We start from the raw sequence: 13356 nt of genomic DNA, 5'->3' as shown, positions 1-13356 counted from the left end.
CGCGATGTTCATCTTGATTGCATTGCAGTCCATGCGTTCGAACAAAGTGAAGGAGGTGCGTTGATGTTTAACCGCACCGCCATTGCCCCGCTCGAATATACCCGCAAATTGTGGATGCGCAGTTGGGTCGGGCTGACCATGCTGTTCCTATATGCGCCACTAATTGTGCTGATGATCTTCAGCTTCAACGACAGCAGGCGCAACATCGAATGGAAGGGCTTCACTCTTAAATACTACGAGAAAGCGCTGAACAACGACAGTCTGGTCGAGGCGATGGTCAATTCGCTCACCATCGCATTTCTGGCGACAATCGTCAGTCTGGTCATTGGTGCACTGGCTGCAGTCTTGCTGTGGCGCTTTCGTTTTCCTTTCAAGGGACTGGTCGAAGGCACAATGTCTTTGCCGATCATTGTACCCGAAATCTGCCTGGGCGTCGCGTTTCTGATCTTCTTTGCGAAGGTTGACTGGCCAACGGACCAGCCATGGCCGCTAAACCTGTCAGCCATCACCATCGCCCATATCACCTTTTGCTTCCCCTTTGTTGCCATGGTTGTCCGTGCGCGGCTGGCGAGTTTCAACCGGGAGGAGGAAGAGGCCGCAAAGGACCTTGGCGCAACCGAGTGGCAGGCATTTCGCGACGTCCTTCTGCCGCATATCAGGCCGGCCTTGATCGCAGGCGCGCTTCTTGCCTTCACGCTAAGTCTCGACGATTTCGTCATCACCTTTTTCACCAGCGGTCCCGATACGATCACTTTCCCGGTGAAGGTTTATTCCATGGTGCGCTTCTCGGTCACGCCGGAGGTCAACGCCGCATCGACCATCCTGATCATCCTTACCGTCGCACTGACCTTCATTGCCCTGAAATATCAAGGTGTGAAGAGCATCGCGGAAACCCATTGAAATGTTCCTATCATGAGCGAAACCAATCAGCCTATCATCCAAATCCGGAATGTATCCAAACGCTTCGGCAAGGTGACCGCGGTCGACAATATCAGTCTGGATATTCGCGCTGGCGAATTCTTCGTCCTGCTTGGGCCATCAGGCTGCGGCAAGACGACTTTATTGCGCATGATCGCTGGCTTTGAGATGCCAACCGAGGGGCAGATTCTGATCGATGGTCAGGACATGAGCCTTGTTCCGCCAAACAAGCGGCCAGTGAATATGGTCTTCCAAAGCTACGCCGTGTTCCCGCATATGAATGTGACTGACAATGTCGGCTATGGTTTGCGCATTGCAGGTGTGTCGAAGTCAGAGACCCGCGACCGCGTTGCCGAGGCGCTTGAGCTTGTGAAGCTTGGCGGGTTTGAGGACCGGATGCCCGACCAGATGTCCGGTGGGCAGCGTCAGCGCGTTGCGCTCGCGCGCAGCCTTGTAATGCGGCCCAAGGTATTGCTGCTTGATGAGCCACTCTCCGCGCTCGACGCGAAACTGCGTGCGCAGATGCAATTTGAGCTTTCGGACCTTCAGGACAAGGTCGCCATAACATTTGTCACTGTCACCCATGACCAGGACGAGGCCCTGTCAATGGCAAGCCGCGTTGCAGTCATCAACAAGGGCGAAGTGGCGCAGCTCGCGCCGCCCTCGGACCTCTACGAATATCCCGCCAACCGCTTTGTCGCGGATTTCGTTGGCTCAGTGAATATATTTGAAGGGAGGCTGACGCTCGACGAACCTGACAAGGCTGCTGTCGAATGCCCCGGTCTTGGCAAGATTTACCTCAACCACGGTGTCACCGGACCCCATGGCGCAAATGTGTGGGTCGCGCTTCGTCCTGAAAAAATTTACCTGCATGTTCCGGGCGAAGGCAAAGCCATCCGCGCCGCTGCACAAGACGCGCCAGACGGCCATAACTTCGCGCGCGGCACGATTAAGGGCATGAGCTATCTTGGCGACATCACATTATATGACATTCAACTTGAAGGCGGCCAAATCATCCGCGTGAGCCGCCCCAACCTCTCCCGCCATGACCAGGAAGACTTCACCTGGGATGACAAGGTCAGCATGCACTGGCGAGCGGACAGCCCGGTTGTGTTGTTAAGCTAGGCGAAATCGCCGCTTTTAATTGTCCGCGCTCGGCGCTGGCCGAAGGTCTATCAGCGTGACGATAATGTTGCTTTGCGGGGCTGAATCAGCAGCCTTTGGCATGCAAAAGCGATAGGTTGAGCCGATTGGCATCATCTTCAGGCTTTCGTTAAAAACGGGCGAAGCCTGGCTCAGCGGAATCTTCTCCCATTCGCTTTTCTGCTGCACGATGCCTGATGTTGCGTCGAACACGGTAAAATCAACCAGAGCCATGTCGCCATCGACCGGTTTTTTGCCCGCGGCGGCTTTTATGATGTCGAAGCCAACTCCTGACGCGGTGGATTGCGAACAAGTACGTTCGGCAGCGGGAATGACGGGTTTTGGCGGCGGGTTGGTGAAGGACAACAGATCAACCTCAAACACCAGATCAGCGTTGGCTGGAATTGGCCCGCTTCCCGCCGCGCCATAGCCTAGAGCTGCAGGGATGCAGAGGCGGTAGCTGCCACCCGGTTGCATCAGTTGCAGGCCTTGGGCAAAACCTGGAATGACGCCGCCAACGGGGAATTGGGCGGCTTGCCCTGAGTCAAATTCGGTACCGTTGGCCGTCAGCATACCCTTATAGTTGACGGTAACCTTGGAATCTGCACTTGGCCGCTCCCCTTTGCCGGGCTTTACGATAGTGTAGGACAGTCCCTCAGGCGTCGTCGTCGTGCACGAAAGCACTGGCGCCTTCGGCTTTGCTGCGACGGGTGCTGCTGCCTGTGCGGGTGCAGCTTGCACGAAAAGGGCGGGGGTGAGGGCGGCAACAGCCGCGCGCTTGAACGAAGATATCATGCGCCTTCGATAATGATTGGCCGCCATTTGTCCAGTTGGGTTTTAGGGCTTTGAGGGATTACCGATTTTACAAAGTCACATTAAGGTCTCACCAAAAACGATCTGGTGGCCGCCAGCGTCGCATTAATCAAACGCTCTTCTAACACTGAGAAAGAACATGGCCGACATCTGGCCGACGCGGCGATTCTCTCAAACGAAATCCTACATTGCAAGCTGGATCCAACTATTGAGATGCGGAAACGCGTTCAGCATGACATGGAGGGTCAGTCAGCCACCACGTGCCCTGACAAAAAGAGCACGTCCACCACCCGCGTTACCCGCACCGACCCCGTCACCCTGAACTTGTGTCAGGGTCCATCCTGCCTCTACTCGCGCTTATCCGATCGCCCGAAGCTTTGGTTCGGCTTCATCGAGCGACTTGTGGATAATGCCGACAAGCTCATCAATCTGCGCTGGCGTGATGATCAGCGGCGGGCACATGACGATACTGTCGCGAATGCCGCGGACCATCAGGCCATTGCGGATGCAGATGTCGCGCACCATGGGCCCGGCCGTCCCTTCGGCGCCGCCAAAGCGGGCACCGGTCGCCTTGTCTGCAACAATTTCGACTGCGCCAAGCAAACCGATGGAGCGGGCTTCCCCCACCAGCGGGTGGTCGCGCAAGGGTGCAAGTGCCTTGGCCAGATATGGCCCGGTTTCATTGCGGACTTTGTCGACCAGGCCTTCGCGTTCCATGATCTCGATATTGCGCAACGCCACGGCGGAAGCGACAGGGTGGCCCGAATAAGTGTAGCCATGAACGAAATCGCCGCCGGTCTTCATAACCTTTATGATATCCGCGCTGACGGCAACGGCGGAGATGGGCAGATAGCCGGACGACAGTCCCTTCGCCATGGCGATGATGTCGGGTTGAATGCCCATGGTCTCATGCCCCCACATATTACCGGTGCGCCCAAAGCCGCAGATCACTTCGTCGCAGACCAGAAGAATGCCGTATTTGCGGCAGATCGCTTCAACCTGAGGCCAGTAATTTGCAGGTGGGATGATGACTCCGCCAGCGCCTTGCACGGGCTCGCCAATGAAGGCGGCGACGTTTTCGGGGCCGACTTCCAATATCTTGTCTTCAATCGCCTTGGCGCACGCCGTGCCGAAATCCTCCGGCGTCATGTCGCGGCCTTCATTGTACCAATAAGGCTGGCGCACATGCTCGATGCCAGCCATTGGCAATATGCCAGGCGCAGGAAAGCCCTGGCCATGCATGGCCTTCATCCCGCCCATGCTGACGCCTGCAACCGTTGAGCCATGATAGGCATTATGGCGGCTGATGATCACGGTGCGGTTGTGCTCGCCCTTCACCTGCCAATAATGTCGTACCATGCGCAATATGGTGTCATTGGCTTCCGAGCCTGAGCTGTTGAAAAACACATGCGGCAGGCGATTGTTGGTCAGGCTCGCAATCTTGTCGGCAAGCATAATGGCTGGCGCGTTCGCCGTTTTAAAGAAGCTGTTATAATATGGCAGCTCAAGCATTTGCTCCCGCGCAACCTCCGCCAATTCGTCGCGGCCATAGCCGACGTTGACGCACCACAGGCCAGCCATCCCGTCCAATATGCGGTTGCCATCGCCATCATGGATGTAGCAGCCTTCGGCGTGGGTAATAATACGGCTTCCGCCCAGATCCTCGATTTCCTGCCAGTCGGCTTGCGCTGGCAAATGGTGGGCGATGTCCAAACGGCGAAGTTCGGCGATGTCGTAATTGCGTGGCATGTTATTCTCCCTGAAATGTAATGGCTTTGCGTCGTGCGCAAAGGTTCAGGGCGAAAAGCCGATCCGCGCTTGATAGCGATTAAAGCGGGTCACTGTAGTGTTCACAGATCGCCTCTTAACGCCTTTCCCAAAAGTTGGAAATAGGTTTGAGAATCCACATCATTTTCTGTGCCCCATTCGGGATGCCACTGCACCGCCAGCAGGGGCGCTCCGTTGGGCCGCGCGCTATAGGCCTCAATCAATCCATCAGGCGCGCGGGCTTCGACATTCAAACCATCGGCTAATTTTCCAATGCCTTGATAATGAACGGAATTCACGTTCAGCGCGCTCTTGGCATAAGCGCCACCCAACATGCCTCCATCAGTGAGTTCAACAGCGTGGCGGTGGTCGAACATGTCGTCGAAGCTGGCGTCGTCCGGCGCATGGTGACGGAGGAGGTCGTCGCTTGCGCTGGTGTCGCGGCGCAGTGTTCCGCCCAAGGCGACGTTGATCTCCTGAAAGCCACGGCAAATGCCGAACACTGGTTTTTGCGCGTCAATCATGCGGTCGACCATCGACATCGCAATTTCGTCGCGGCCGTCATCGAAGGGACCGTCGCCGCCGTCTTCGCCATAGAGCCGCGTGGCGACGTTGGACGGGCTGCCAGTGAGCAATATGCCGTCGATGCGTGGGGCGACCTCAGCGGCGGTCATCAGGTCGGGAAGCGAGGGAATGATGAGTGCTGCAACATCGGCATAGATCATGGCCGCCCGTATATATCGGTTCATCACCGCTTGAGCGACTTCGCTGCCGATAATGCGATTGCAGGCAATCACACCCAATACCGGACGGCTCATCATGTTTGCTCCTGCGCTACCTCTTCCTTGGCTTGTTCAGCAATTTCAGCGGCTTTGTCAATTTCTCGCTTCTTTTTGCGGCTAATCAGAAATTGCCAAACCCCAAACAGGTTGATGAACAACAATACGCCGTTCTGGATGGCCAATGGCATTCCGTCAGGTGCGGTCAGCCCTGAATAGACCCAAAGGCAAGCGACAATGGAGAACAGGACAAAGCCAAAGCCTGTGACACGGCGGCTAAAATCGGCAGCGACCATGGCTGCGGCCAAGATCGTTCCTATTGCCGCAATCCATTCAACTGGTCCGTTCACGCTGCTCCGATCAACTCCCGGCCAATCAACATCCGGCGGATTTCATTTGTTCCCGCACCAATGTCGAGCAACTTGGCATCACGCCAATAACGCTCAACCGGCCAGTCCTTGGTATAGCCAGCGCCGCCCAATGCCTGGATTGCTTCGCCTGCAACCTTCACCGCGCTTTCGCTGGCGAGCAGAATGGCGCCTGCCGCGTCGAAACGTGTGGTCTGGCCGGCGTCACAAGCGCGCGCGACATTATAGACATAGCTGCGCGCCGAATTCAGCGCGACATACATGTCCGCGACCTTTGCCTGCATGAGCTGAAAACTGCCGATAGGCTTGCCGAACTGTTTGCGTTCGCGAACATAGGGCAGGACGACATCGAGGCAGGCCTGCATCACGCCAAGCTGAAGCCCCGCAAGTACAACGCGTTCATAGTCGAGCCCAGACATCAATACGCCTACGCCGCCATGCAATGGGCCCATCATCTGTTCTTCGGACACAAAGCAGTCGTTGAATACCAGCTCGGCCGTGGGTGAGCCGCGCATGCCGACCTTGTCGATCTTCTGGCCGATGGAGAAACCCTCCATGCCCTTTTCGATCAAAAAGGCCGATATGCCACGCGACGCAGCTTCGGGCGCAGTCTTCGCATATACGACCAAAGTGTCGGCATAAGGCGCGTTGGTAATCCAGAATTTGGTGCCATTCAGGATGTAGCCGCCTTGAACCGCTTCGGCCTTTAGCTTCATTGAGACAACGTCGGAACCAGCACCCGCTTCAGACATGGCAAGGCTGCCAACATGCTCGCCCGAAATGAGTTTGGGCAGATATTTCGCCTTTTGATCAGGCGTCGCCCAGCGGGCGATCTGGTTGACGCACAGGTTGGAGTGCGCGCCGTAGGATAGGCCAATGGAGGCAGAAGCGCGGCTGACTTCTTCGACAGCAACGACATGCTCCAGATAGCCAAGGCCAAGGCCGCCATCGGCTTCATCCACGGTTAGGCCATGCAGGCCAAGCTCACCCATTGCAGGCCAGAGCTCTTCGCGGGGAAACCAGTCCTCCGCGTCAATTTTGGTGGCGAGCGGCGCGATTTTGTCGGTTGCGAAACGCTTGGTCGTATCGCGGATCATGTCGGCGTTTTCACCAAGAGCGAAGTCTAATGTCATGCTTGTCATGGCTTTGCTCTGCCAGTTATTTAATGGGGCTGCAAGCATGGGACTAGCCAGTCGGTGACCTTTTGCTTACCGCTTCACTCATGGTCCCTCAAGAACGAATCTTTCCATATGCATTATGATATTCTTATAGTCGGCGGCGGTCATGGCGGCGCGCAGGCAGCAATTGCGCTGCGGCAGGCCAAGTTTGAAGGCAGCATTGCTATTATTAGCGCTGAGCGTGAATATCCCTATGAGCGCCCGCCATTGTCGAAAGACTATTTTGCAGGAGACAAGGCATTTGAACGCATTATGATAAGGCCAGCGGCTTTCTGGGCGGAACGTGCCATCGACATGATGCTCGGGCAGCGGGTCGAGACTGTCGATGCCAAAGGTCATACAGTTACCACTTCGGACGGATCCGTAATCTCCTACGGCAACATGATTTGGGCCACAGGCGGAAGTCCGCGCCAATTGCCGGTGGAAGGCAGCAATCTGCGCGGAATGCATGTGGTGCGCACCCGTGCCGACGTTGATCGCATGGTGGAAGGTCTGGATGATGTCGCCGATGTCGTCATTGTGGGCGGCGGATATATCGGGCTAGAGGCAGCGGCTGTCCTGCGCAAGATGGGCAAGAAGGTGACTGTGCTGGAGGCGATGGACCGCGTGCTGGCGCGGGTTGCGGGCGAACGACTTTCGCGTTTTTACGAGGCAGAGCATCGCGCGCACGGCGTCGACGTGCGATTGGGCGTCGAAATCGCATCCATCGAGGGCGAGGAGTATGTAACAGGCGTGCGTCTAGCCGATGGGGACGTAGTCCCGGCGCAGATGGTCATTGTCGGCATTGGTATCGTTCCTGCCGTTGCGCCATTGATAAACGCTGGCGCCGCTGGTGGAGCAGGTGTGGATGTAGATGGATATTGCCGGACGTCCCTGCCGGACATTTTTGCCATTGGCGATTGCGCGGCACATGCAAATGATTTTGCTGGCGGTAACATCATGCGTGTTGAATCCGTTCAAAACGCGAATGATATGGCCAATGCTGTGGCAAAGAGCCTCACCGGCGAACGGACTGCTTATCATGCCGTGCCATGGTTCTGGTCCAACCAATATGACCTGCGTTTACAGACAGTGGGCATTAGCGCCGGTTTTGACGATACAGTGTTGCGCGGTGATCCCCATACGCGCAGCTTCTCGTTGATTTACCTAAAGGCGGGTAAGGTCATCGCGCTCGACTGCGTCAACGCGACCAAGGATTATGTCCAGGGCCGCTTGTTTGTGACCGAGGGCCTTTCGCCCACGGCTGAACAATTGGCTGATACCGAAGTTACATTGAAGGAACTCGCCGCAACTCTTACGGCCAACTAATAGCGATTTGCCCCCAGTCCGTTCAGCCCTCACGGCCATTTTAGGCCCCACCAACACTGGTAAGACCCATCTTGCCGTGGAGCGGATGTGTGCCCATTCCAGCGGGATGATCGGCTTTCCGCTGCGTTTGCTCGCGCGGGAAATCTACGATCGCGTTGTGGCGATCAAGGGCGTGCAAAATGTTGCGTTGATTACCGGCGAAGAGCGGATCGAACCGCCGCAAGCGCGCTGGTATTGCTGCACCGTCGAAAGCATGCCCATTCAAAAGGAGTTTGCCTTCGTCGCAATCGACGAAGCGCAATTGGGTGCCGATCCTGAGCGCGGGCACATTTTCACTGACCGGATATTGCACGCGCGCGGGCGCGAAGAAACGATGATTCTGGGTTCCGAAAGCCTTCGCCCGATCATCCGCTCGCTGCTACCAGATGCTGAAATCATTTCGCGGCCTCGATTTTCTACGTTGAGCTATGCAGGCGCGAAGAAACTGTCCCGCTTGCCCAAGCGTTCGGCGATTGTCGCCTTTTCGATCGAACAGGTTTACGCCGTGGCCGAAACTTTGCGCCGGATGCGCGGGGGTGCGGCAGTTGTCATGGGGGCCTTGTCGCCGCGCACCCGCAACGCGCAGGTCGCGATGTTTCAATCGGGTGAAGTCGATTATCTCGTCGCCACGGACGCTATCGGCATGGGGCTGAATCTCGACGTGGCGCATGTCGCTTTTGTCAGCTTGTCCAAATTCGACGGGTCACGCCGCCGCCGGTTGACCGTCGCGGAAATGGCGCAAATTGCCGGTCGTGCCGGCCGACATCAGCGTGACGGCAGTTTTGGGACCTTGGCTGGCGAGGGCAGTGAATTTACGCCTGAAGAAGTGCTGGCAATTGAAGGACACAGCTTTCCGCGGCTCGACTGGCTGTATTGGCGTGAGGCAAAGCCGCGCTTCAATGACATCGCCACCTTGATTGCGGATCTGGAGAAAAGGCCAGATCGAGCAGGCCTTCTTCCTGCGCCAAAGGTCATCGACCTTCTTGTCCTCAAGCGCTTGGCCGACATGCCCGACGTGAAAGCTTTAATACGCCATCCTGTCGACGTCGCACGTCTGTGGGAAGTCGCTTGCCTGCCCGATTTCCGCCAAATGGGTGAGGAACATCACAGCCGGTTTGTCGCGTCGCTATGGCAATATCTTGGGCAGAATGAACGCGTCATTCCGCAGGGTGTCTATGCCAGCGAACTGGCGCGCCTCGATAATGTTCAGGGGGACGTCGACACCCTGTCGGCGCGAATCGCGGCGGTTCGGACGTGGACCTATATTGCCCATCGAAACGACTGGCTCGCCCATCCACCTGCCATGGCGGAACGCGCACGGGCACTGGAGGAAAAACTATCCGACGCATTGCATGATGCGCTGCGTCAGCGATTTGTTGACAAACGCACTTCCATGCTGCTGCGCAAAAGCGCGACAGATGTTGGCCTGTTGCCGGTAGATATTCAGGCTGACAATCGTGTTCTTGTCGATGGTGAAGACATTGGTACTTTACAGGGCTTTGCGTTTCGGGTTGACCCGGCGGCCAAAGCGGGAGACCGTAAGCTGTTGTTGGCTGCTGCCGAACGACATCTGGCGGCACATTTGAGACAAAAGGCAAAGGACGTAAGTATGGCAGAGGACAGCGAATTCTCGCTTGCAGCCGATGGAGAGGGCAAGCCCGCAATTTTCTGGAAGGGCGAACTTCTTGGGGCATTGACCAAGGGCCGGACGCTTCTTCAACCTGCATTTGCGCCTGTAAGGGCTGTTGCCGGACTTGAAGGAGACGCCCTGCGTGAAATCACCACCCGCGCTGAAGGATGGATTGAGGCGCAATTGGCCAAGGCAATGGGCGGGATCGTCGGGTTATTGGAACTGGCCCAGCAAGCTGATGTGGACGGGAATGTACGTGCACTCGCCGTCCGGCTGGCGGACGAGGGCGGTATTGCCGGACGACATTACCTCGCCGATGCGGTTGCCGCATTGCCCAAGGAAGCGCGCGGGGCGGCGCGCAAGGGCGGAATCGTCTTTGGCGCGCTCGATATCTATCATCACGCTGCATTAAAACCTGCGGCTGCCAAGTGGCGCGCAGCGTTGTTTGCCGCGCGCGACAGCCGGGCGATGCCTGAACTTCCCCCTGAAAGCGCTGTACATTTGAAGGCGTGGAACTTTGCCAACGCGTCGGAGGCACGCAATGCCGGCTATCGGCGAATTGGCGATGAATATGTCCGCATTGACCTTGCCGAACGCGTTATCAAAAAGGCGCATGAAGCGCGCGGGCAGACCAATTTGTTCGGCATGGACATGGCCTTTGCAACGTCTTTGGGAATCAGCGAAGCCGGCCTGAAGGCATTGATGCGCGATGCAGGCTTCCGTCCAGCGGACAAGCCGCCCGAACCGGCGGCTGAGCCAGACCCGGTTTCTGATGCCGTGGCCGACGCATCGGAGCCACTTGCAAGCGAGGCGGTGCCAGCGCCTGAACCAGAGGCTGCCCAAGCAGAGGCCGCTGTCGAACAAGAGGCAACCTCCGCGGAACCCGTCGCTACACCCGCAGCAGAGCCACAAGCGATCACTTTGACGCATTGGCGATGGGTCGGCTTGCCCAAGCCGCGTCCACCCGAACAGCGTCAGCAACGTGCCAAGCCACATCAACAAAAGACGCATGCTGCCGGAAAGCCAAAAGCAAAGCCCGAACGTGCGCCCGTCGCCGCACAACAAAATGCGCAACCATCGTCTCTGGCGTTGCAACTGGCTGCGCTTAAGGGCCTTAAGTTCTAGGCGGCTGGGCGACTTTGCGGATCGACAGGCTTCTCTTCTTTCTGCGCTTCGCCAAAAGCCGGACTCTTGCCCAAAGCTGGGCAGAGGCAGGGCATATCCGCGTCAATGGCCGCCGCGTCGAAAAAGGTAGTCTGTTCATTGCCGTTGGAGATGTCATCACGATGCCAATTGGCGAGGTAGTGATCACGCTAAAGCTATTGTCTATGCCATTTCGGCGGGGTCCAGCGTGCGAAGCGCAACTTTGCTATCAGATTATTGACTAAAATTTGCCGGCCAGTTGCATTCCGCCGTTGACTTCCCCCTGCGCCTCGCAATAGGCAGTTGAAGTGAAGCGGCTAATTCGCCGCCACCTTTGGGAGAATTCCGCAAGTGACCTATGTCGTTACCGATGCCTGCATCCGCTGCAAATATATGGACTGCGTTGAAGTGTGTCCGGTGGATTGCTTCTATGAAGGCGACAATATGCTCGTCATCAATCCTAATGAATGCATCGATTGCGGCGTGTGTGAACCTGAATGTCCTGCGGAAGCGATTTTGCCAGATACCGAAAATGGCCTTGAGCAATGGCTCGAATTGAATGCGACCTACAGCGCCGAGTGGCCGAACATCACGTCAAGCCGTGAGCCGCCCGCTGATGCGGATGAGCATAAGGGCGAAGAAGGCAAGTACGAGAAATATTTCAGCCCTGAGCCAGGCGAGGGCGATTAAGCCTTCGCGCTGCGCCGCGCTTTTAACCAGTTTTTCTGATAGCTTTCCACCTCACGCAGCGCGGCAAATACCGTGGTGTTTGGTTGTGTCCGACCAGTGCGTCCAAGTGCATAAATCTGGCTGTAGAACCAATATTGCGTGGCAAAGCCTTCAATGCCGCGAATGGCTTTGATCTTGCGCAAGCCTGAAAGCCACTCAGGCAGAAGCTTCAACTGGTTCTCGACCTTCGGCAACATTGCCGTACCGCCCAGCAGGCGCTTCGGCGCTTCAGGCATCACACATAAAGGCCGCGCCAAGCCGATGACGTCTGAAGCGCCGTTGCGCAACGCTTGCTCCATTGCCGACGCGCTTCGGAAGCCGCCGGTCACCATCAATGGAATCTTGAGTTCAGCCTTCATCGCTTGGGCAAAATCGACAAAATAGGCTTCACGCGCGAGGGTGGTATCAGCGACATTTTGCGCTTCCTCGGATTCCATGCCCTCAATGCCCAGTAATTTCGGCTGCTCATAAGTGCCGCCCGAAATTTCGATGAGATCAACCCCGGCATCCTGTAACCAGCGGGCGACCTGAAGGCTGTCTTCAAAGGCAAATCCACCGCGCTGGAAATCCGCGCTGTTCAGCTTGACTGAAATGGGAAAGTCCGGCCCGATTAATGTGCGGACCGTGTTGATGGTAAACATCAGGAACCGTGCGCGATTGACCAGGCTTCCGCCCCACCGATCCGTGCGCTGGTTCGACCGGGGGCTTAAGAATTGCGAGATCAGATAGCCATGCGCGGCATGGATCTGGACGCCTGTAAACCCGCCATTTTTGCAATGTAGAGCCGCCTGACCGAAGCGGCCAATGAGGTTCAATATCTCGTCCTCGGTCAAGGCAATCGGCATTCCGAACTGTCCGCCCGGCAGGCCCAGTTTCACCGCAGAAGGTGCTTTAGGATGCGGGTTTACCGCGCGCATCGTTTGCCGACCGGCATGGCTAATCTGTGCCCAGAAATGATTGCCGTTGCGTGTGGCTGCCTTTGTCCAGAACTGAAGCGCGGTCATCATCTCGGTATCAGGCTGCCCGTCAAAAAAGACGTTGCCGGGTCGCTCCAAATGGTCGGCGTCAATGTGAATATTGCCGGAAATCTGAAGGCCAGCACCACCATCCGACCAAATGCCATATAAACGTTGCAATTCCGGCGTTGGACGACCTTGCGGATCTGCCAGTCCTTCGGTCATCGCGGCCTTTGCGATGCGATTGTTAAGCACTGCCCCGCAAGGCAATGTCAGCGGGCTGTTTAACCTCACTTGGACGCGCTGGACGCTTCGGTTTTTGCTGTGCCCGCAGCATTTGATTCCGAAGCGGATCCTTTAGCAGCATCAGCCGTCGCTCCTGGCTCAGAATCGGGAGAAATGGCTTCGACGGGCGTCCCATCAGTCGACTCATCGGTATTAATCATGTCGTCACTGATGGTGCCTTCAAGGCTGTCGAGGTTATCCATACGCGTTTCGGTGACTTGATTATCTTCTTTGGAATCGCCGCACGCCGACGCAAGCAGCAACAGGGCAAATGCAGGCACTAAGAGGGAAAAGCGCATA

At 56.8% G+C, this 13356-nt stretch carries 13 protein-coding genes; 6 read left to right on the top strand and 7 right to left on the bottom strand.

What is annotated here, in order from left to right:
• Positions 1-63: 63 nt before the first annotated feature.
• Both ACK4S7_RS00275 and ACK4S7_RS00270 read left to right on the top strand, forming a co-directional pair.
• Positions 64-900 carry an ABC transporter permease gene (locus tag ACK4S7_RS00275; protein WP_409643418.1) on the top strand — a complete coding sequence of 279 codons (837 nt, stop codon included), beginning with the start codon at positions 64-66 and terminating at the stop codon, positions 898-900.
• 12 nt (positions 901-912) lie between these two features.
• Entirely contained in the window at positions 913-2043 is a 1131-nt protein-coding gene (locus ACK4S7_RS00270) for an ABC transporter ATP-binding protein (protein ID WP_409643273.1), read from the top strand.
• 15 nt (positions 2044-2058) lie between these two features.
• On the opposite strand, the gene ACK4S7_RS00265 is transcribed toward ACK4S7_RS00270, so the two are convergent.
• The 5 genes from ACK4S7_RS00265 to ACK4S7_RS00245 form a co-directional block, all read right to left on the bottom strand.
• Complete coding sequence (locus ACK4S7_RS00265) at positions 2059-2856, bottom strand: FKBP-type peptidyl-prolyl cis-trans isomerase (RefSeq protein ID WP_409643271.1); 798 nt, start codon at positions 2854-2856, stop codon at positions 2059-2061.
• A gap of 375 nt (positions 2857-3231) precedes the next feature.
• Positions 3232-4623: an aspartate aminotransferase family protein gene (locus tag ACK4S7_RS00260; protein ID WP_409643269.1), complete on the bottom strand. Its 1392-nt coding sequence runs from the start codon at positions 4621-4623 to the stop codon at positions 3232-3234.
• Between the two features lie 101 nt (positions 4624-4724).
• The gene (locus tag ACK4S7_RS00255; protein WP_409643267.1) at positions 4725-5462 is read right to left on the bottom strand and encodes a gamma-glutamyl-gamma-aminobutyrate hydrolase family protein; all 738 of its coding nucleotides are present in this window, start codon (positions 5460-5462) and stop codon (positions 4725-4727) included.
• Positions 5459-5770, bottom strand: coding sequence for a hypothetical protein (locus ACK4S7_RS00250; protein WP_409643265.1), 312 nt, complete (start codon positions 5768-5770; stop codon positions 5459-5461). The genes ACK4S7_RS00255 and ACK4S7_RS00250 overlap by 4 nt, the downstream gene beginning before the upstream one ends.
• Positions 5767-6930, bottom strand: a complete 1164-nt coding sequence (locus ACK4S7_RS00245; protein WP_409643263.1) for an isovaleryl-CoA dehydrogenase — start codon at positions 6928-6930, stop codon at positions 5767-5769. The genes ACK4S7_RS00250 and ACK4S7_RS00245 overlap by 4 nt, the downstream gene beginning before the upstream one ends.
• 108 nt (positions 6931-7038) lie before the next feature.
• Between ACK4S7_RS00245 and ACK4S7_RS00240 the strand changes: the two genes are divergently transcribed.
• The 4 genes from ACK4S7_RS00240 to fdxA all read left to right on the top strand — a co-directional run bounded on the left by ACK4S7_RS00240 (position 7039) and on the right by fdxA (position 11776).
• The gene (locus tag ACK4S7_RS00240; protein WP_409643261.1) at positions 7039-8274 is read left to right on the top strand and encodes an NAD(P)/FAD-dependent oxidoreductase; all 1236 of its coding nucleotides are present in this window, start codon (positions 7039-7041) and stop codon (positions 8272-8274) included.
• 7 nt (positions 8275-8281) lie between these two features.
• Entirely contained in the window at positions 8282-11068 is a 2787-nt protein-coding gene (locus ACK4S7_RS00235; protein WP_409643259.1) for a helicase-related protein, read from the top strand.
• Positions 11069-11082: 14 nt separating this feature from the next.
• A complete protein-coding gene (locus ACK4S7_RS00230; protein WP_409643257.1) occupies positions 11083-11331 on the top strand; it encodes an RNA-binding S4 domain-containing protein in 249 nt (82 codons plus the stop codon).
• Between the two features lie 106 nt (positions 11332-11437).
• Positions 11438-11776, top strand: coding sequence for a ferredoxin FdxA (gene fdxA / locus ACK4S7_RS00225; protein WP_409643255.1), 339 nt, complete (start codon positions 11438-11440; stop codon positions 11774-11776).
• Here the strand turns inward: fdxA and ACK4S7_RS00220 are convergent.
• Positions 11773-13065, bottom strand: a complete 1293-nt coding sequence (locus tag ACK4S7_RS00220; RefSeq protein WP_409643253.1) for an NADH:flavin oxidoreductase/NADH oxidase family protein — start codon at positions 13063-13065, stop codon at positions 11773-11775. The genes fdxA and ACK4S7_RS00220 overlap by 4 nt on opposite strands.
• Positions 13062-13355 carry a hypothetical protein gene (locus tag ACK4S7_RS00215; RefSeq protein WP_409643251.1) on the bottom strand — a complete coding sequence of 98 codons (294 nt, stop codon included), beginning with the start codon at positions 13353-13355 and terminating at the stop codon, positions 13062-13064. The genes ACK4S7_RS00220 and ACK4S7_RS00215 overlap by 4 nt, the downstream gene beginning before the upstream one ends.
• Position 13356 lies beyond the last annotated feature (1 nt).

Origin of the sequence: Sphingorhabdus sp. (assembly GCF_046292425.1) — a bacterium.
Classification (GTDB): Bacteria; Pseudomonadota; Alphaproteobacteria; order Sphingomonadales; family Sphingomonadaceae; genus Sphingorhabdus_B.
Note: the sequence above shows the minus strand (reverse complement) of the source record. Positions and strands in the feature narration are given on the sequence as shown.